The sequence below is a fragment of the Helicobacter sp. 23-1045 genome, from assembly GCF_053654655.1.
Window position 1 is genome coordinate 1 of sequence record NZ_JBSIUR010000008.1, and the last position, 19754, is coordinate 19754.

Here is a 19754-nt window from a genome sequence, read left to right on the forward strand (position 1 = left end):
CGCTTCGCATTTGCGGGATAATCCGCAAGGCGCGGATATTTATTTTGATGGGATAGGGAGCGATATTAGGATTTATGGCGCGGATGCGGTGTTTTACGCATTTGGATTTCAAACGCATTTAGAGATTTTGCATAATGTGACTGCAAATTTACGCACAAATGCGCCAAGTAGCGCAAATATCTTATATCTCATCAATGAAGGCACACCAAAGGCGGGGGATTTGGTAATTTTAAGCAATAAAAGCGCGGTAGATTCTGCGATTATTTCGGTAGATTCTGCGATGGTTTCGGTAGATTCTGCGAAATTTGGGGTAGATTCTGCGCCAAAGGGCGAGTTGATTTTTAAAAGCGGATTTCCCACAATCCCACACATCACGCTAATTTCGCTGATGAAATATGTAAGCGCGAAATATTTTGGCGCAAATGCCACAAATGCGAATTTTTTTAGACTGCCACGCGAAACTTATATCTTTAAAATGCGCTAAATTGCTCTCAAAATATTTTCCACCATCGCCTTGCCCTGCGGTGTTAGAATAGATTCAGGGTGGAATTGCACGCCAAAAAGGGCGAATTTTTTATGCTCGATTGCCATAATCTCGCCGTCCGCAGTTTTTGCGATGATTTTTAGCTCGTGTGGCAGTGATTCTGCGATGGCAAGGGAGTGATACCGCGCCACGCTGATTTTTGGCGCAAATCCTGCGAAAAGTCGCGAGTTTGTATCCACCGCAACTTGCGAGGTTTTGCCGTGCATTATGCTTTTGGCGTAGCTGACTTTTGCCCCAAATGCAAGGGCGATTGCCTGATGCCCCAAGCACACGCCAAAAATGGGGATTTTCCCTGCAAACTCTCGCACCACATCCACGCAAATCCCCGCATTCTCCGGCTTTCCCGGACCGGGCGATAGAACGATAAGATTTGGATTTAGTGCTTCAATCTCGCCTAAATTCAGCTCATCATTTCGCACCACACGGATTTTTTGTTGCAAAATCCCACCCAAAAGTTGATAGAGATTATACGCGAAGCTGTCGTAATTATCGATTAGCAAAGTCATTTTACGCCCTTTTAAATTTTTGGAAATTATAGCATATCGTGTAAAATTCGCAGAATCTGCGGGATTTTTGGGGGAGATTCTGCGATTTTATTGCATTTCGCAGAATCTTTTTAGCATTTCGCAGAATCTTTGCGTAAATTTTAGCGATTTTACAGAATCTTTGCGTAAATTTAGCACTTCGCAGAATCTAGCGCGCCACGCACTTCTTTGACAAACGCGCCGACTTTTTGCACGCAATCTTTTTCACTCTCGCATAGCTTCACAATCGCGCTACCGATGATTATCGCATCGGCAAACTCCGCTATTTCACGCGCTTTTTGCGCATTTGATATGCCAAATCCCACCGCCACAGGAATATCGCTACGAATCTGCTTTATTTGCGCCACCATTTCGCGCACACCTCCGCCCACATTCGCGCGAATCCCTGTAACCCCAAGCGAACTCACACAATAGATAAAGCCCCTTGCCTCGCGCACGATTCGCGCCATCCTATCCGCAGAATCCACGCTCGTAGGCGCGATAAAAGAAATCAAATCCACGCCATTTGCCCTGCATTCGCCCTCAAACTCGCCCCTTTCCTCAAAAGGCACATCAGGCAAAATCAGCGCACACATTCCCAAATCCCGCATTTGCGCGATAAATCGCTCTTTGCCATAAGAAAACACGACATTTGCATAAGTCATAAAGGACAGATTCGCGCTCACACGCTCCCGCACGCGCCTTAAAGATTCAAAGATTGTATCTGTGTTTATGCCATTTTTTAGCGCGATTTCATTTGCATTTGCGATGACTGCGCCCTCCGCTGTGGGGTCAGAGAATGGAATCCCAATTTCAATCAAATCCACGCCATTTCGCGCCATAACTTCGATGAGCTTTTCACTCGCTTCAATGCTAGGATAACCATACGCGATAAACGCCACAAAGCCCTTGCGCCTCGCAAAAATCTCACTAATATTACTCATATACTTCCTCCCCCAAGTTTTCATTTTGGTATCGTGCAATCGCCGCGCAGTCCTTATCTCCGCGCCCTGAAAGCGTAACTATCACTAGCGAATCTTTTGGCAAAGTTGGTGCGACTTTTCGCAGATAGGCAATCGCGTGGGCAGATTCAATCGCGGGGATTATCCCCTCCACGCGCGATAGATACTCAAACGCACTCACCGCTTCATCATCGGTAACCGCCTCGTATTTGGCGCGATTGGTGCTGTGTAAAAATGCGTGCTCTGGTCCCACGCCCGGATAATCCAACCCCGCGCTTATGCTATATACAGGCGCGATTTGTCCAAACTCATCTTGGCAAAAGAGCGATTTCATTCCGTGAAAGATTCCCGCTCTGCCCGTGCTAATGGTGGCTGCTGTTTGCTTTGTCTCAATGCCACGCCCTGCGGCTTCCACACCCACTAACGCGACTTCTTTGTCCCCCAAAAAGTGATAAAAGCTCCCTATCGCATTGCTTCCACCGCCCACACACGCAATCACCATACTTGGCAGTCGCGATTGTAACGCTAAAATCTGCTCTTTACTCTCGCGTGAAATCACCGATTGAAAGTCGCGCACAATCGTGGGAAACGGGTGTGGTCCCATAACGCTCCCTAGCACATAGTGCGTATCATCGATTCGCGTAGTCCATTCTTTAAGCGTTTCATTTACGGCGTCTTTAAGCGTGGCAGTCCCGCTTTTCACAGGATTGACTTTCGCGCCCAAAAGGCGCATACGATAGACATTTAACGCTTGACGGATACAATCCTCCGCACCCATAAAAATCTCGCATTCCAACCCCAAAAGTGCCGCTGCCGTAGCCGTAGCCACGCCGTGCTGTCCCGCGCCTGTCTCAGCGATTATGCGCGTCTTGCCCATTTTTTGCGCGAGTAGGGCTTGTCCAAGCACATTGTTAATCTTGTGTGAGCCTGTGTGGTTTAAATCCTCGCGTTTGAGATAGATTTTCACACCCAAATCCGCGCTGAGTTTTTTAGCGTGATAGAGCGGAGATGGGCGATTCGCATAGCCATTAAAAAGTTCGGTTAGCTCGGCATTAAAGCCCTTATCGCTTTTATAAAAATTATACGCCCTCTCTAACTCTATAACGCAATTCATCAGCGTTTCAGGGATAAACTGCCCACCAAACGCTCCAAAATATGCTTTGTTCATTTAAGTTCCTTTTTGTCGCAGAATCTGTGTTGATTTTACAATGCGATTTTATCGAAAATGTGCTTTTAGATTCTGCGAATTTGTGTGTTTTTTTGAGAAATTCGCAGAATCTGCAAAATTTTGCCTTTTGCCCGTGTGAGTCGCAGAATCTACGCTATTTTTTGTGATTTTTGGATTTCCTGGCTCCAATCACTCTAAAACGCCATCCACAGGCTACAAAAACTCATCATTGCCAAAAATTACCATTTATAAACTCCGCATTTTTTGAGTGCGGATTGTAGTGTAAAATTTACAAATAGCAAGTTTGTGATAAATTTTAGATACCATTTCATTTTCACATTTTTTACACACAATTTTTAAAGGCAAAAAATGATTTCATACAAACAAAAATTCTTAAAAGATGAGTTAGAAAACCTCACAAATGACGGCTTTTTAAGCGAATCGCAAAAAGAGAAAATTTTCGCACATTATGGATTTGCAAAATCGCCACAAAAGGCGACTTCATCGCTTCTTTTTGTGCTATCTGCCGTGCTTTTTGCGCTATCATTACTCACACTTATTGGCTATAATTGGGAGCAAATACCCGCATTTATCCGCACGGCGTTGCTTTTAGGCGCACTTTTAGCCACGCAAATCGCGCTATATTTTGCGCAAAACAAAATTTATAGCATTTCGCTAGGCATTTTTAGCAATTTTGTGCTACTAGCAAATCTGGCACTTTTATCGCAAATCTACCATTTGGGCGATGATTCGGCTATGGCGTTTTTGGGCGTGGCGTTTGTGAGTTTGCTAATGAGTTTCGCGCTAAAAAGCGGTGCGATTTTTTATCAAAGCTATATTTTTGCGGCTATTGCCTTTGGAATCAACGCTACTGATGATATTTTAACGCATTCTTTTGGGATTTTTATCATCTTTGGATTCGCACTTCAAATCTTTAATGGCTCAAAAATATTGGCGTTTTTTAACTTTTTCACGCTGTTGTTTTATCTAGATTTTGGGCTTTTTGGCTTTGATTTGCCACTAAATCTTTTTATTCTCTTTTGCGTTTCTTTTAGTCTTGTATTTTTGGCGTTTAATGCGATGGATTACAAAATTTACGCGCTTTTTGTTTTAGTGTGTGCGCTTTTGTGGCGCGTCAATGTTTTTGCAAGTGCGCAAGATTATATGGCGTTTCGCTTCGTATCTTTTTGGCAGATTTTAATTATGGTGGCGTTTTTGCTCCCTACATTGCTAAATTTCGCCTTTAAACGATATTTTTTAGGCATTTTAGGGACGCTATTTTGGCTTGAATCATTTCGTATTGTAACCATATTTGTTACCGATTCTGTGGATTTTGCTTCGTATATATTTTTCGCGCAGGTTTTTTACTCATTTTTGTCGCTAATTTTTGGCATTTATTTGATAAAAAATGATTACAAAATTTTGGGGATTCTCACAATTTTTGCGCTAATCATTATCCGCTACATTAACCTACTTGGCGATTATATCGGGGCAAGTATTATTTTTGCGATTTTTGGAGCGGTGGTGCTTTTTGTCGCGCGAAAAAAGCAAAAGGCGGTGCAAAAATGAAAAATAAACTTTTGATTTTTGCCTTTGTCGCGCAGTTTTTGCTAATCGGCGGTGTGTTTGTGAATGCGTATTTGCCCGTGCTTTTGGGCGTGGAAGTCAAAGTCCGTGCGTTTGGATATGACCCGCGCGATATTTTGGCGGGAAATTTCGTGCGATTAGATTATGGTTTGCGATTAAGCAATGATGAATCTATCGCAATGCCAAGAAAAGGTATCAAAGAAATCTATGTCTCGCTTAGCGATAGCAACAATGATGGCATTTTTGAGTTTGGCAAAAAATCACTACAAAAGCCAAAAGACGGGCTTTTCATCAAAACAAAGCAAGCTTACAAATATAGCAGTGAGCTAAAAATCGGCGCGGAAAAATATTTCGCCCCCAAAGATAGAGCATTAGAAATCGAGCGCAAATTGCGCGAAATACCACGAAATAGCGATGAACTAAGCCAATCAAGTGGCAGTTTTATCGCAATCGCCACACTAAAAATCTACAATGGCAAAGTGCGAATAGTTGATTTGGAAATCATAAGTGGCAAAATAAAATGATTTTTGCGCGAGATTTTGCGGATTTGAGGTGAGTTTTTAAAAGATTTTGGTGGACCTTGCAGGACTTGAACCTGCGACCTATCGGTTATGAGCCGATAGCTCTAACCAACTGAGCTAAAGGTCCTAAAATAAATTTTGCGCTAGATTCTGCGAACTTCGCCGAAATTTGCAAAAATACAGAATTCCACAAAATCGCAGAATCTAAATTCCGCAAAATCGCAGAATCTAAACTCCACAAATCCGCAGAATCTGCCACATTTTCGCAGAATCTAAACTCTGCAAAATCGTAGAATCTGCATTTTCGCAAGAATTCAAACTCCGCAACTCCGCAAACTCCACAAATTCCGCAGAATCTCGCAATAAAAAATCTAAAAGAGTCCAAAAAAACGCAAAATTATATCGCTAAATCTTAAAATTATACTTAAATGCGATTAGATTCTGCAAAATCGCAAATAAAATCCCAAATGTCAAAAAACTACTCCCCCCATAGCTAAAAAACGGCAGGGGAATCCCCACCACAGGGGCGAGTTTCATCACCATTAGCATATTTACGCTAATGTGAATAAATATCAAAAATCCCACCCCCGCGCACAAAACCTGCAAAATTTTATCTTTTCGATATTGATGACTTAATGAAAATAGTTGCAAAATCAGCAGTGAGTAGCAAAAAAGCAGTGCCATCCCGCCCACAAATCCGTATCTTTCGCAAAAATACGCGAAGATAAAGTCACTCTCCGGCACGGGCAAAAATCGCAGTTGATATTGCGTGGCATTCTCACTATCCTTGCCAAGCAGTCCGCCACTGCCGATTGCGATTATGCTTTGATTGACTTGATGTGTGTTTGCACTCTGTGCGGTGGGATTTATGAGCGATTCAATTCGTTGCAGTTGATAATCTTTTAGCGTGACATAGATTATCGGCGAGGATAGGATGAGAATGCAAATGCCCGCAAGCAGGATTTTTTTATGCACTCCCACCAAAAAAAGAATGCTATATCCGCAAATGAAAATCAAAATCGAAGTGCCTAAATCCGGCTGAATTTTCACCAAAATCACAGGCAGTAAAATAAAAAATGAGTGCTTCAAAAAGTCTCTTAGTCCGTATCCGTCCTCTGGCGGGGGATTGTTGTGGATATTGTATGCGAGCATTAAGAAAAGTCCCACTTTCACCATTTCGCTTGGTTGCAAACTCATCCCGATAAATGGGATTTCTAACCACCTTTTTGCCCCGCCTTTGTCGATGCCGATGATTTCCACTGATAAAACTAGCGCGATACTCGCCCAATAAAACGCAGGGATTACCCAAAGCATCCTCCGCAAGGGCAAAAGAAAGATTATTGCGCTAACAATCAGCGTAAATGCGATATAAAGCAACTGCTTTGTGGTGGAGACGCGCTCGATTTCGTAAATGAGAATGATTGACATTAGCACGATTGGCGCGCTTGTGAGTAAAATCATATAATCAAAATGCGAAAATGCCTTTTTGTTGAGATTTAACATAAAATTTGCCCTTTTTGTAAATAAAATGGCAAAATTATATAAAAATTTTTGGAGAAAAATGCGACTTGATATATTTTTAAGTAAAAATTTGGGGGTTTCTCGCTCGCAAGTGGCGCAACTGATTGCAAAAAAGCTAGTCACCATAAATGGCAAAATCGCCAAAAAAAGCGGGATTTTGGTAGAGCAGAGCGATAAAATTGAGATTTTGCAAATCGCAGAATCTGCGAATTTTATGCAAAATTCTCCCACTCTCGCCCCAAAAAGCGACATTTTTATCGAGCGAATTTATGAGGATGATGATATTTTGGTGCTAAATAAACCGCCGTTTTTGGCGACACACGGCGCGCCAAGTTTGCGTGAGGAAAGCTTGGTAGAGTGGCTACAAGCACGGCAAATTCAGCTTTCAACTTTGAGCGGAGAGAAGCGCGAGGGCATCGTCCATCGCTTGGATAAGCAAACAAGTGGCGCGATGGTTGTGGCGAAAAATAACAGCGCGCACGCATTTTTAAGCGAGCAGTTAGCGCAAAAGTCGATGGGGAGGCTTTATTTGGCGCTCATCGATTTGCCTTTGAAGGAAAGCGTGGAGGTGGAGTGCTATTTGGGGCGAAATCCAAAAAATCGCTTGAAGTTTTCAAAAGTCGCAAATTTGCCTTGTGGCGCGAAAAGTTTGGATTTTGCGCTAGATTCTGCGATTTGTGCGAAAATCGTAGAATCTAAAAATTCCCCCTCCCTTGCGGAGGGGCAAATCTATTCGTCATTGCGAGATTTGCCAAAGGCAAATCGTGGCAATCCATTAGATTCTGCGAATTTAGATTCTGCGACTCGCACGGGAATTTTTGCGAATACTTCGTCATTGCGAGGCGAATCGCAAGATTCGCCGAAGCAATTCGCAGAATTTGCGAGCGAAGCGAAGCAACCATCCAAACAAATTTGTCATACTGAGCGAAGCGAAAAATCTCTTTTGAGATTCTGCGATTCTGCGATTTTGTCGCCTAATTTCATTTCAAAATCTCTTATTTTTTCGCAAAAGGGCTGCACCCCCCGCCCCGCTCCCCCTACGCGCCAAAAGCTGCCGCTTTTCGCTTTTAGGGGGAGTGCCTCGCATTCTCCGCTTCTAGCAAAAAATCGGCACTCGCACTACTGCTCGTTTGAATCCGATTTTTTGCACCACGAAGCGGGCGAGATTAAGGGTGCTTCGCACGATGATTTTACAGATTCTGCATTCGCAGAATCTACCCACCCCCTAACCCCCTCCGCAAGGGAGGGGGAAGTTTTGGATTGCCACGATTTTGCTTCGCAAAATCTCGCAATGACGGAAAAAAATACGCTAGATTCTGCGAATCGCATAAATATCGCAGAATCTAATTCACAAAATACCCACCCCCTAACCCCCTCCGCAAGGGAGGGGGGACAAATTGCAGATTCTGCGAATCGCACAAAAATCGCAGAATCGCAATCAAACAATCGAAGTAATGGCGGTGTTGCTTCGCTTCGTTTTCACGCGAAATGCGCGAAAACAGGGCATAAAAGTCATTCGCGCGAAGTTTCGTATCAAAACAACGCAAATGAATACCCAAAGGCGAATTTTCCCAAAAAATCCGCGCGTTACGCAAAATCGCATTTTTACAAACTCGCCACTTCGCTTGATGGCAAAAAGGAACTCATTTTGGCGCGACTTTTCACAGGCAGGACGCACCAAATCCGCGCACATTTGGAGTGCCTAAACCGCCACATTTTAGGCGATGAACTCTACGGATATAAGGGCAAAATCTCGCGAGTTATGCTGCATTCATATTTGCTGTATCTAACGCATCCAAAAAATGGTAAAATGCGTTTTCAAGCAAATATTTTTGATGATATGTGCGAGATTTTGGCAAAAAATTTTGATATGGAGAAGATTGATGAGATATTACGCAAGTTGCCTGTGTGCTTTGATTTGTAGCGTTTTTTTTAGTGCGTGTGGGGGGATAATCGCCACGCTTGAAGGCGAAGATTCTGCACTGCCTACGATAAAAAACATAAAAACCATAAGCGATGTCGGCGCAATCGCCTTTGAGTGGGAGATTATAAGCGATGAGAGGGTTAGCGGAATTGTGATTTATAAAGAAAAAAATGGCGAGTTTAGCGAAATCGCACATTTGGAAAACCCGCAAACCACGCATTTCGTGGATGAAAATCTAACGCCAGAGACGCTTTATCGCTATAAATTTAAGAGCATTAGTAGGACGCATTTTTCCGCGCCTAGCGAGATTGTAGAGGTTAAGACTTCGTATATTGACGCTGTGGAGCGCGTTTTCGCTTCAAATGACTATCCACGGCAAATCAAACTCATCTTTTCGCCTCATTCAAATCCATCGATTGCCTATTATCTCATCCAGCGCGAGGTTGAGGGGAAGTTTAAGACTATTGCGCTTGTAAATCATCGCTTGTTGCCGGAGTATTTTGATAAAAATTTAGAGAGTGGGGCGAGTTATAAATACCGCATTATCGCCGTAAATCACGCGAAAAATCCATCTCGCCCAAGTCAAATAATAACCGCAAAAACAAAATCTCCCCCGCCACCACCGCAAAATCTCAATGCCACGCAGAATCTTTTGCAAAAAATCACCCTTTCGTGGGAAGCGCAAAGCGGGGCAAAATCCTATAACATATATCGTGCAAACAAGGAAAGCGGGAGATTTTCACGAATCGCCACTACGAAAAGCACCTCACACACGGATAATATCAGCGAAAATGGCGCGAGTTATTTTTATAAGATTGAGAGCGTAGATAATGATGATTTGAAAAGCACGAAAAGTCCCGCAGTCGCAGGGAAAACAAAATCACCGCCACCTGCACCGCAAATCTCGCAGGGGTTTGTGGATAATAATGTAGCGAAAATCGCGTGGAATGCGGTGGATGGAGCGAAGCACTATGTGGTTTATCGTATCGATTCTAGCAGTGGTAAGCAAGAGCGATTTAAGGCGACGCAGAATAATTTTGATGATAGAGACGCGAGTAGTGGGGAGTTTAGCTATTTTGTGGTGGCGGTGGATGGCGATAATTTGGAGAGTGCGCCATCAAATAAAATCATTTTGTCGATAAAGTAGGGCGCGAAAATGCCGCATTTTTTCGCAACGCATTTAGATTCTGCGAATTTGCCTGTGAAATCGGGGATTTTTAATTTTATCTTTGAAGCGCAGAATCTAAAAGATGGAAGCGTGATAATTTTGGTGGAAGTGGTGGATTCTACCACTCACACGCAAATCGCAGAATCTGCCCCTGCTTTGTCATTGCGAGGCGAATCGGAAGATTCGCCGAAGCAATCCAAAAAAAATAATCCGTGCGAAGCACCAAAATCTCGCCCGCTTCGTGGTGCAAAAAATCGGGAGCAAGGTTGCAGTAGTGCAACCGCCGATTTTTTGCTAGAAGCGGAGAAAGCGAGAGCCCTCCCCCTAAAAGCGAAAAAGCGGAGCTTTTTGGCGAGTAGGGGGAGCGGGGAGGGGGGTGCAGCCCTTTTTGCGAAAGAAACAAACGAATCTAATGAAAAAAACGGCGAAAATATCGCAGAATCTAATGAAAATATCGCAGATTCTGCGTTTCAAAACAACTTCGCCACGCAAAAAATTTTGCTAACAAAACTGCAAAAAATTGGCAAAATTCTTGTGAAGTTTAATAAGCATTTTAGCGTCCCATCAAAAGAGTTGATAAAGTGCGTGCTGTGGGAGTATGCGAGGGTAACGAACGCAAAAATTTTAACCCACAATTTGGGGAGCAATTCGTCTTTGGGTGCATCTTTCGCACTTTTAAAATTTTTTGGGCGTTCGCAGACCGCTAGTCTAGTCTCACACCCAAAAAATTTTAAAAATACAAAACTTCCACCGCAAAATACTAGAATTGTTTTAAATACAAACAATTCAAAGGATTTGTCATTGCGAGTGAGCGAAGCGAGCGTGGCAATCCATAATTTTTGCGATAGCAAAAATGATAAAAATAATTTGTGCGAAGCACCCGAATCTCGCCCGCTTCGTGGTGCAAAAAATCGGGAGCAAGGTTGCAGTAGTGCAACCGCCGATTTTTTGCTAGAAGCGGAAAAGCGAGGCACTCCCCCTAAAAGCGAAAAAGCGGCTGCTTTTTGGGAACACAATTTAAATGAAGTCGGGGGGAGCGGGAGCGGGGTGCAGCCCTTTTTGCGAAAAGAAATAAGTGAATCAAATGCTGAAAATAGCGAAAATATCGCAGATTCTGCGAATCAAACAAAAATCACAGAATCTAACACAATTTTGCAGAATCTTAACGCAGAATCTACCCACCCCCTAACCCCCTCCGCAAGGGAGGGGGAACAAAATGCAGATTCTGCGTTTTTGCTCTCGTGGCGGGAGATTTGCGCACTTTTATCACAAGGCAAAGAGCAGAGCAAAAGTGCAATGCTTGAAATCGGATTTGGCAGTGGGCGAAATATCCTAAATCTCGCGCGAACAAACCCGCACAGCGCGATTATCGGACTTGAAATCTACCGCCCCGCAATCGCCCAAGTGCTTCGCCAAATACAACTTTTGGGATTGCAAAATCTATTTGTCGCAAACCTCGATGCGCGCGTGCTTTGCGAGATTATCCCGCGAAAATCGCTCGATAGAATTTTCCTACATTTCCCCGTGCCGTGGGATAAAAATCCGCAAAGGCGCGTTTTGAGTGCGCAATTCTTGCAAAATGCGCTCGGTGCGCTAAAAAATGGCGGATTTTTTGAGTTGCTTACCGATAGCGCGGAGTATTTTGACTTTGCAAAGGATTTGGCGAAAGACTATCACTTTGAGGCGCAGGAAAATGCGGGAAATGCGGTAGTTAGCAAGTATGAGGCGAGGTGGAGAAGGCAGGGGAAGGTGATTTATAAACTTAAAATTTTTAGCGATGGCAATTCGTCTTTGGGTAATCATTCCGCAGATTTGGCAAATCGCCTTAAAGCGCACAGGACGCAAAGTCCGCTATCCTTGTGTCGATTCACCAAAAACTACGAAAGCACTACCGCAATTCGCAGAATTTGCGAGCGAAGCGAAGCAACCAATACTAGAATTGTTTTAAATGTAGAATCTAGTGCAAAAAATACAAAAAACGCAGAATCTAAAAATTCCCCCTCCCTTGCGGAGGGGGTTGGTGGGTGGTTAGATTCTGCAAATGCAGAATCTGATAAAAAAAATAGCGAAAATCTCTCAGAATCTGCCAGCATTTCGTCATTGCGAGATTCTGCGAATGCAGAATCGTGGCAATCCAAATCAATTTGTCATACTGAGCGAAGCGAAGTATCTCATTTTAGATTCTGCGATTCTGCGATTTTGTCGCCTAATTTTATTTTAAAATCCCTTTCTTTTTCGCAAAAGGGCTGCACCCCCCGCCCCGCTCCCCCTACGCGCCAAAAGCTGCCGCTTTTCGCTTTTAGGGGGAGGGCTCTCGCTTTATCCGCTTCTAGCAAAAAATCGGCGGGTGGCACTACTGCACCCTTTGAATCCGATTTTTTGCACCACGAAGCGGGCGAGATTAAGGGTGCTTCGCACGGATTAGATTTAATTGTGGATGGTTGCTTCACTGCGTTCGCAAATTCTGCGAATTGCCACGATTTGCCTTTGGCAAATCTCGCAATGACGGAAAAAACACAGAATCTAGATTCTGCGAATCGTGCAAAAATCACAGAATCTTGCACGAAAATCGCAGAATTTAATGCAATTTCGCAGAATCTAATCGCAGAATCTAATGCGAAAATTACCCACCCCCTAACCCCCTCCGCAAGGGAGGGGGAATTTTTGTGCGAATCCACGCGCATTTTGGAGGGGGAACAAAACGCAGATTCTGCGAATGAAACGAAAATTGCAGAATCTACTTCACTTCGTTATTGCGAGGCACGAAGTGCCGAAGCAATCCAAAAAAATAATAATATAGATTGCCACGATTCTGCTACGCAGAATCTTGCAATGACGGACAACAGCGCAGATTCTGCGAATGCAGAATCTAATAATAATCTGTGCGAAGCACCCAAAACTCGCCCGCTTCGTGGTGCAAAAAATCGGGAGCAAGGTTGCAGTAGTGCAACCGCCGATTTTTTGCTAGAAGCGGATAAGCGAGGCACTCCCCCTAAAAGCGAAAAAGCGGCTGCTTTTTGGCGCGTAGGGGGAGCGGGGCGGGGGGTGCAGCCCTTTTTACGAGAAAAAACTAGCGAATTTAATCCAAAAAACGGCGTAGATTCTGCGAATCAAGCAAAAATCGCAGAATCTACACTAAAAACGCAGAATCTAAATAGAGATTCTTCGCTCACTTTGTTCGCTCAGAATGACAGAACAATGGATTGCCACGATTTGACTTCGTCAAATCTCGCAATGACGGATAACAGCGCAGATTCTGCGAATCACACTTCAAATTGTCATACTGAGCGTAGCGAAGTATCTCAAAAAAACAAAAGAGATTCTTCGCTCATTTCATTCGCTCAGAATGACAAAACAATAGATTGCCACGATTCTGCTACGCAGAATCTCGCAATGACAGGAAAAACACAGAAAATCGCACATTCTGCGAATCAAAGCACAATCACGCACCCCCACAAAATCCACGCGCTTTTGGGGAAAAAGTTTCGCACGGAGGAATATTTTTTGCATATAAAAAGTGCATATAAAATCGATAGGCAAAGTGGCGGAATGGTGCTTTTTGTGGTGTTTGGAGCGTATTATGCGCCAAGTAATGCGTATTTTTTGATTAGCGAAAATCATATCGAGGCACTAAGCGATATCATCCCGACACGCGCAAATATCGAGGCGATAAATCTACTTATGGAGCATTTGGGTGATTAGTGCGAAAAATCTGCATTTGGGTTATGGTAAGGATTTAATCATCAAAAATGCCACATTTGAGGTTAAAAAAGAGGATTTTGTATTTATCACAGGCGTTAGTGGAAGCGGGAAAAGCACGCTTTTGCGCTCAATGTATGGGAATTTGCCTGTTAGAAGCGGTGCTTTAAGTGTGTGTGGATTTAATTTGCATAATGCAAAAAAGCGCGATATTGCGAGTTTGCGCCGAAAAATCGGCATTATTTTTCAGGATTACAAACTCATCAAAGAATGGAGCGTGGCAAAAAATATTATGCTTTCAATGGAGATTGCAAATCATCCGCCCACGCGCGCAAAGCGCATCGAGCAAATGGAGCATTTATTAGCGCACGTGAAATTAGAGCATAAAATCAAAAAATACCCCCTTGAATTAAGCGGAGGCGAACAGCAAAGAGTGGCGTTAGCACGGGCGATGGCGACTACGCCAAAGATTATTTTTGCTGATGAACCAACCGGAAATTTGGATGATTATAGTAGCAATATTATTTGGCGACTTTTAGAGGGCGCAAATGAGCAACTTCACGCCACAATAGTCGTTGTCACGCATAGAATGCCTGATGAGATAAATGCGCAAAAATTTCGGCGATTGCATATTGAAAATGGAGCGGTTTATGAGAATATTTAGGCAATATCTATCGCTTCTAATTCCGCTCATTGCGCTTTTAATTGGGATTGAAAGCATTATTTTGGCGTCCCGTGCGCTAAATTATTATGAGCATTTGGTGGGGAAAAACTATGCCATTGTGATTGTGAGTAATAAAGAGTTGAAATTAAGCGATATAAAATCGCGCATAAATGAAGCGCACTCGCTTTTCGCGCTAGAATCGCAAAGCATTTTAGAAGATATCACAAAAAATTTCAAAGACAAAACAAAGGAAAATCTCCAAAATTCACTGCCATTTTTTTACTCGCTGAAACTATCAACCTTCCCAAATCAAAGCAAAATCACGCAAATTGAAAATGCGCTAAAAAACATAAATGGCATTTATCGCGTAGAATCTTTTAGCAAAACGCACAATCAAACCTACCGCCTGCTCGTGCTTTTAAAGGGCAGTGCGTTTGTTTTAAGCGTGATAGTTATGCTTTTAAGTCTGCTTTTGATGATAAAGCAAGTGGAGGTTTGGCGATTTGAGCATAGTGAGCGAATGGAGATAATGACATATTTTGGCGCGAGTGCAAAGATGAAAAATGCCCCGCTTTACAAACTCGCGCTGATTTCATCGCTTCTTGCGACAAGTGCGGTGATTGCCGGGATTATTTTTGCGTCTAAAAATGCCAAAATTAGCGCGATTATGGCGATGCTTGGCATTGATATTTTTAGTGCGCAGAATCTTGCGGTGGATTCTGCGATTTTGGCATTTAGTGCTTATACAATCTCGATGATTGCGGTGTTTGTGGTGATTTTATTTCAAAAAGAACCCTAAAATGCGACTTTTGCTAATCTTTTTCCTTGCCATCGCGCTTTTTGGCGATACAAATAAAAATATCAAAACAAATGAAAAAAAGTTAGAAAATATCGCTTCCAAGGCAGATTCCATAAATGCGAAGTTGAAAAGTTTAGGGGCAAATATCAATGATAAAAATGCAAAAATCAAAGAGTTAGAGCGACAAATAAATGCGCTAAATAAAAATATCAGCGAAAATCAAAAGAGTTTTGAGGCGCAAGAGAGGGTTTTCAAAGAAACTAATGAACGACAAAATGCGCTAAATTCCCGCCTAAATGCACTGCAACAAGAATTTATCGATAGAGTTTTGCGGGAAGTCGCCATCATTATGATGCTAAATCAAAAGGAAGCATTGAGCGAGGATGCAATCATTAGCGAGGAAGTTTTGAAGCATTTAAGCGCGAGTGCAAGGGCGGATATCGAGGTTATTTTAAAAGAGCAAGAGAGGGTAAAAGTGGATTTAGATTCTGCGAAAATGCGTATTTATAACGCAAAAAAAGTCATAAATTCGCAGTTGAAAAAACGCGAGATTCTGCAACTCGCCATAAATGAGCAAAAAAATCTCATCAAAAAAATGAATAGCGAGTTAGGGAATTATGATGATGAATTGAAGCGTTTGGATAAAGAGCGCGTGGGAATTCAAAAGATTTTGGTGGATTTAAATATTTTAAAAAAGAAAGAGTTGCAAGAGCAGGAAAAAAAGCGCAAGGCACTTTTGGCAAAAAAGGCAGATTCTGCGAAAAACGCAGAATCTAAGCAAAAATCCTCCGCCCTCCCCATCGCTCCGCTTGAAGTGCGGCAAATCGGCAGTTCCTATCGCAATGTAAGCACCGCAAAATACAACGGCGCAAAGACGATTGCACCACTGAAAAACTACAAAATTTTGACAAAATATGGACCATATTTTGACCCGGTTTATAAAATGCGTGTTTTTAATGAATTTGTCACATTTGGCGTGAATACACGCTCTGCCGTGCAATCTGTGATGGATGGCAAAGTCGTATTTGCCAAAAGCACGCCGGTGCTTAAAAAAGTCGTAATTGTGGAGCATAGAAATGGCATTCACACGATTTATTCATATTTAGATGAAATCCCGCGCAATATTTCTGTAAATACGCGCATAAAAAAGGGCGACACAATCGCATTTGTGAGCGAAAAACTGCACTTTGAAGTCACGCAAAAAGACAAGCATATCGACCCGCTTCAACTAATAAAAGTTAAATAAAAAACTTGCTTTTTTTACCGATAATAAAAAATATTTTTTGCAAACGGAGATTTTATGATGATAAATTCTGTTACAAATACGCAAATTTATAATGTTATGCAACAAAGCACTTATGATGACACTTCTAAAACAAATCTCGTAACCACGCAGTTCAAAGTCGGCAATGAGCGATTAGATGAACTCACAAAAGAGCAAAAGGCAGATTTAGAAAAGCAACTTTTGGAATTAGCGCAATATTTAAATAAAGAAATGCAATCAATCACAACAAGTCTTATGTTTGATTATGAAGACTCCATCTCATCGCTTGTGCTAACGATAAAGCAACGCGATAGCGGGGAGATTATCCGTAAAATTCCCACCGATGAAGCGATGGAGTTGATGAAAAAAATGCGCGATATTATTAGCGTGATTTTTGATGCAAAAGGGTAGGGCGTGAATCCTTTGAGTTCGCTTGGCGTGGGCAGTGGCGTTTTAAATTACGACATTATCGATAAACTAAAAAAAGCAGATGAAAACGCGCAGGTTGCGCCCATTGATAGAAAATTACAGCAGAATCTAACCAAACAAACCGAACTTGCCGCACTAAAAGGAATGCTTGGCGCCCTGCATAGCAACGCTAGGAAAATCTCAGATTACTCGACATATTTAGGGCGGAATGCCACTTCAAGCGATGAGAGTAAGTTAAAAGTTAGCGCAAACGCCGGCGTCCCACCGCAGAATCTAACTATAAAAATCGATGAAATCGCCAAAAACTCCGTAAATGAGATTGGCAAGAAATTTTCATCACGAGAAGATAACTTCGCGGGATTTGATACAAGTCTAAATTTTCGCGTGGGCGGGAAGGATTACAGCATTGCAATTAGCGCAAATGAGAGTTTGGAGATGGTAGCACAAAAAATCATTGATGAAACGGACGGCGCGGTGAATGCGAGCATTATGAAAACAGGCAGTGGCGCAGAATCTTACTCTTTGATGATAAATTCAAAAGGCAGTGGCGCAGAATCTAATATATTTTTTGGGACGAATTTGGAGTCAAAAGAAATAAATAGCATAGATTTCAAAAATGGCGATTTTAATCTCACTCTAATCACAAGCAGCGGGGCGCACAAGACGCTAAATATTAGCGCGGAGGGCAATTTAAGCGCGTTAAAATCGGCGATTTTAGATGCGCTAAGCAATGATTTGGAGTTCGCAGATTTGGTGAAAAATGGCAATATTAGCGTTTCAATCAGCGGTGATGGAAAAAAGATTTTGCTAAATGATAATAGAGGATTTGAAATTTCGGTAGGCGGCGAAAAAGCGGGAGAGATTTTTACAGATTTTATCGCAAATGAAAAAGACACGCTAATCGCTAAAAAAACCATCACAGGCGGGAAAATCAGCGGTGAAATCACAATCGGCGGAGAGAGCATCGACTTTGGCAAAATCACAGGCACTAGCGCAGAATCTAACAAAGAAGCGATTTTAGAGGCGATAAATAATATCGAAGGTTACAGCGCGAAAATCACAAAGGAAGGATTTTTAGCGATAAACTCCGCCACAGGCGAGGTTAGCATAAAAGCACCCAAAGATAGCGAAGCATTAAAGGCACTTGGCATAAATGTCGGGACTTACAAAGACTTTGGCGTGGCAAATATCGGCATAAAAAACATTCAAAAGGCAAGTGACGCGCGATTTTCATACAATGGCGTGCAGATGACTCGCCCAAGCAATGTGGTAGATGATATCGTAAGTGGCGTCACACTCGAACTTTTTGGCGAAAGTGAGAATAATATCAGCGTCAGCATTTCGCAAAATACGCAGATGATTTTGGATGAAATAAAGGCATTCGCAGAATCTTATAATATGCTAATTCCAAAGTTAGAGGAACTCACGCGCTATGATGAGGATACAAAAATCGCCGGGGTTTTCAATGGAAATAGCGATATTCGAAGCATTAAAAGCAACCTGCGCCGTGCGCTTGGGATGACATATTTTGAGAATGGCAAAAATGTGAGTTTGGCGAACTTTGGCATTAGTTTTAATGACGATGGGAGAATGCTTATCGATGAAAGCAAACTGCGAAGCGAACTAAGCACGGACGCAGAATCTGCGATGAGTTTTTTTAGAGAAAGCAAAGTGATGATTGCAGGAAAAGAGGAAAGTAGAAAAGGCGTTTTTACGCTTGTGGAGCGGGAGTTAGACGCGCTAGTGGGACTTGGCGATTCGCGATTAAAATTATTTGAGGAAAATCTCACAAATGACGATAAACGCCTAAAAGATGAGCGAAAACGCAATTTAGAGTTGCTAAACTCGCGCTATGAGACGATGGCAAATCGCTTTGCAGCGTATGACTCGCAAATCGCAAAGACAAATAACGCGTCAAATCATCTAAATATGCTAATTGAGCAATCCATCGCCGATAAGCGCAAATAAGGAAATATTTTGGAGGCAAGAATGACAAATCAAAATGCGTATATGTTATATCAGCAAACTCACACAAGCACGGAGTTGCCGCAAAAGTTGATAGAGATGCTTTATGAGGGGATTTTGCGATTTAGTAGTCTCGCAAAAAAGAGCATTGAGGCAGGCGATATCGAGAAAAAAATCTATTATATAAATCGCATTACAGATATTTTTACCGAACTTTTGAATGTGCTTGATTACGAGAATGGCGGGGAAGTGGCGCATTATCTAACGGGACTTTATATGCAGCAAATCAAATTTTTGACACAGGCGAACTTGGAAAATGACACGGCAAAGATTGATATTGTGATAAGAGTCGCGCGTGGGTTGCTTGATGCGTGGAGGGAAATCCACCAAAATAGCGGGATTTAGGGTGGATTCGCAGAATCTAAATGTGGAATCTAATGAAGATTCTGCGTCAAACGCAGAATCTCGCGTGAAATCCGTCATTGCGAGTGAGCGAAGCGAGCGTGGCAATCCAAAATCGCAGAATCTAAACGCAGAATCTTGGATAAATGCCCTAAAAATCGCACTTGTAAATAAAAATGAAGCACAGGCAATAAAATTAGTAGAAAATCTCCCATCGTTTGAAAAAGTGGATGAAATGACTTGCGCAAGGGAGTTAATCGCACAAGTTAGCGAGTGGTTTTTAGCGGAGAAAAAAACTTTGGGCGAAAAAATGGAAAAGGTAAAAACACAAAGGCAATTTTTGAGATTTTAGATTCTGCGATTTTGTCGCACGAACCGCAGAATCTAAACCGCAGATTCTGCGATTTTGCTGTTTTGTGGCAAGATTCTGCAAAACGCACAAAAATCGCAGAATCTAACCGCACAAAAAGCACAAAAAACGCAGAATCTCACTAAAATCGCAGAATCTAGCGCAGAATCTCGCCATTTTCGCATAATCTTACCGCACAAAAAGCACGATTTCGCAGAATCTCGCCGCACAAAAAGCACGATTTCGCAGAATCTTTGTGCGATT

At 42.5% G+C, this 19754-nt stretch carries 21 protein-coding genes and 1 tRNA gene; 14 read left to right on the plus strand and 8 right to left on the minus strand.

Annotation, left to right across the window (positions count from 1 at the left end; genetic code table 11):
• On the plus strand, positions 1-484 hold a 484-nt coding region (locus tag ACWIUE_RS08360), incomplete at its 5' end, for a hypothetical protein (RefSeq protein WP_454136273.1).
• Here ACWIUE_RS08360 and ACWIUE_RS08365 read toward each other — a convergent pair.
• Complete coding sequence (locus tag ACWIUE_RS08365) at positions 481-1050, minus strand: anthranilate synthase component II (RefSeq protein ID WP_454136274.1); 570 nt, start codon at positions 1048-1050, stop codon at positions 481-483. The genes ACWIUE_RS08360 and ACWIUE_RS08365 overlap by 4 nt on opposite strands.
• 19 nt (positions 1051-1069) lie before the next feature.
• Between ACWIUE_RS08365 and ACWIUE_RS08370 the strand changes: the two genes are divergently transcribed.
• Positions 1070-1261, plus strand: a complete 192-nt coding sequence (locus ACWIUE_RS08370) for a hypothetical protein (protein ID WP_454136275.1) — start codon at positions 1070-1072, stop codon at positions 1259-1261.
• Here ACWIUE_RS08370 and trpA read toward each other — a convergent pair.
• The 3 genes from trpA to ACWIUE_RS08385 are packed head-to-tail and all read right to left on the minus strand — an operon-like array spanning position 1221 to position 3387.
• The gene (gene trpA, locus ACWIUE_RS08375) at positions 1221-2012 is read right to left on the minus strand and encodes a tryptophan synthase subunit alpha (RefSeq protein WP_454136276.1); all 792 of its coding nucleotides are present in this window, start codon (positions 2010-2012) and stop codon (positions 1221-1223) included. The two genes, ACWIUE_RS08370 and trpA, sit on opposite strands and share 41 nt — an antisense overlap.
• The gene (trpB, locus tag ACWIUE_RS08380) at positions 2005-3198 is read right to left on the minus strand and encodes a tryptophan synthase subunit beta (protein ID WP_454136277.1); all 1194 of its coding nucleotides are present in this window, start codon (positions 3196-3198) and stop codon (positions 2005-2007) included. The genes trpA and trpB overlap by 8 nt, the downstream gene beginning before the upstream one ends.
• A gap of 48 nt (positions 3199-3246) precedes the next feature.
• Positions 3247-3387, minus strand: coding sequence for a hypothetical protein (locus ACWIUE_RS08385; RefSeq protein ID WP_454136278.1), 141 nt, complete (start codon positions 3385-3387; stop codon positions 3247-3249).
• A gap of 180 nt (positions 3388-3567) precedes the next feature.
• On the opposite strand from ACWIUE_RS08385, the gene ACWIUE_RS08390 reads away from it, so the two are divergent.
• Positions 3568-4767, plus strand: a complete 1200-nt coding sequence (locus tag ACWIUE_RS08390) for a DUF2157 domain-containing protein (RefSeq protein WP_454136279.1) — start codon at positions 3568-3570, stop codon at positions 4765-4767.
• Positions 4764-5309 carry a GDYXXLXY domain-containing protein gene (locus tag ACWIUE_RS08395; protein WP_454136280.1) on the plus strand — a complete coding sequence of 182 codons (546 nt, stop codon included), beginning with the start codon at positions 4764-4766 and terminating at the stop codon, positions 5307-5309. The genes ACWIUE_RS08390 and ACWIUE_RS08395 overlap by 4 nt, the downstream gene beginning before the upstream one ends.
• A 47-nt stretch (positions 5310-5356) precedes the next feature.
• Here the strand turns inward: ACWIUE_RS08395 and ACWIUE_RS08400 are convergent.
• The 3 genes from ACWIUE_RS08400 to ACWIUE_RS08410 all read right to left on the minus strand — a co-directional run bounded on the left by ACWIUE_RS08400 (position 5357) and on the right by ACWIUE_RS08410 (position 6809).
• Positions 5357-5433: transfer RNA gene (locus tag ACWIUE_RS08400), tRNA-Ile, on the minus strand.
• A gap of 101 nt (positions 5434-5534) precedes the next feature.
• Positions 5535-5669, minus strand: a complete 135-nt coding sequence (locus ACWIUE_RS08405) for a hypothetical protein (RefSeq protein ID WP_454136281.1) — start codon at positions 5667-5669, stop codon at positions 5535-5537.
• 42 nt (positions 5670-5711) lie between these two features.
• Positions 5712-6809 carry an FtsW/RodA/SpoVE family cell cycle protein gene (locus ACWIUE_RS08410; RefSeq protein WP_454136282.1) on the minus strand — a complete coding sequence of 366 codons (1098 nt, stop codon included), beginning with the start codon at positions 6807-6809 and terminating at the stop codon, positions 5712-5714.
• Positions 6810-6867: 58 nt separating this feature from the next.
• On the opposite strand from ACWIUE_RS08410, the gene ACWIUE_RS08415 reads away from it, so the two are divergent.
• From ACWIUE_RS08415 to ACWIUE_RS08460, 10 genes are read left to right on the plus strand one after another with little or no spacing between them, the layout of a single operon-like run.
• Positions 6868-8751 (plus strand): pseudouridine synthase, encoded by a 1884-nt coding sequence (locus ACWIUE_RS08415; protein WP_454136283.1) that lies wholly within the window; start codon positions 6868-6870, stop codon positions 8749-8751.
• Entirely contained in the window at positions 8708-9898 is a 1191-nt protein-coding gene (locus ACWIUE_RS08420; RefSeq protein ID WP_454136284.1) for a fibronectin type III domain-containing protein, read from the plus strand. The genes ACWIUE_RS08415 and ACWIUE_RS08420 overlap by 44 nt, the downstream gene beginning before the upstream one ends.
• A gap of 9 nt (positions 9899-9907) precedes the next feature.
• On the plus strand, positions 9908-13621 hold the full coding sequence (gene trmB, locus ACWIUE_RS08425) for a tRNA (guanosine(46)-N7)-methyltransferase TrmB (protein WP_454136285.1): 3714 nt from the start codon (positions 9908-9910) through the stop codon (positions 13619-13621).
• Complete coding sequence (locus ACWIUE_RS08430; protein WP_454136286.1) at positions 13614-14282, plus strand: cell division ATP-binding protein FtsE; 669 nt, start codon at positions 13614-13616, stop codon at positions 14280-14282. Before trmB ends, ACWIUE_RS08430 begins: the two co-directional genes overlap by 8 nt.
• Positions 14269-15081, plus strand: a complete 813-nt coding sequence (locus ACWIUE_RS08435) for a cell division protein FtsX (RefSeq protein WP_454136287.1) — start codon at positions 14269-14271, stop codon at positions 15079-15081. Before ACWIUE_RS08430 ends, ACWIUE_RS08435 begins: the two co-directional genes overlap by 14 nt.
• Position 15082: 1 nt before the next feature.
• Positions 15083-16327, plus strand: a complete 1245-nt coding sequence (locus ACWIUE_RS08440) for a murein hydrolase activator EnvC family protein (RefSeq protein WP_454136288.1) — start codon at positions 15083-15085, stop codon at positions 16325-16327.
• 54 nt (positions 16328-16381) lie between these two features.
• Complete coding sequence (locus ACWIUE_RS08445) at positions 16382-16756, plus strand: flagellar protein FlaG (protein ID WP_454136289.1); 375 nt, start codon at positions 16382-16384, stop codon at positions 16754-16756.
• Between the two features lie 3 nt (positions 16757-16759).
• The gene (gene fliD / locus ACWIUE_RS08450; protein WP_454136290.1) at positions 16760-18742 is read left to right on the plus strand and encodes a flagellar filament capping protein FliD; all 1983 of its coding nucleotides are present in this window, start codon (positions 16760-16762) and stop codon (positions 18740-18742) included.
• A gap of 21 nt (positions 18743-18763) precedes the next feature.
• The gene (gene fliS, locus ACWIUE_RS08455; RefSeq protein ID WP_454136291.1) at positions 18764-19144 is read left to right on the plus strand and encodes a flagellar export chaperone FliS; all 381 of its coding nucleotides are present in this window, start codon (positions 18764-18766) and stop codon (positions 19142-19144) included.
• Complete coding sequence (locus ACWIUE_RS08460; RefSeq protein WP_454136292.1) at positions 19107-19493, plus strand: hypothetical protein; 387 nt, start codon at positions 19107-19109, stop codon at positions 19491-19493. The genes fliS and ACWIUE_RS08460 overlap by 38 nt, the downstream gene beginning before the upstream one ends.
• A gap of 32 nt (positions 19494-19525) precedes the next feature.
• Here ACWIUE_RS08460 and ACWIUE_RS08465 read toward each other — a convergent pair whose 3' ends face one another.
• Positions 19526-19729: a hypothetical protein gene (locus ACWIUE_RS08465; RefSeq protein ID WP_454136293.1), complete on the minus strand. Its 204-nt coding sequence runs from the start codon at positions 19727-19729 to the stop codon at positions 19526-19528.
• Positions 19730-19754 lie beyond the last annotated feature (25 nt).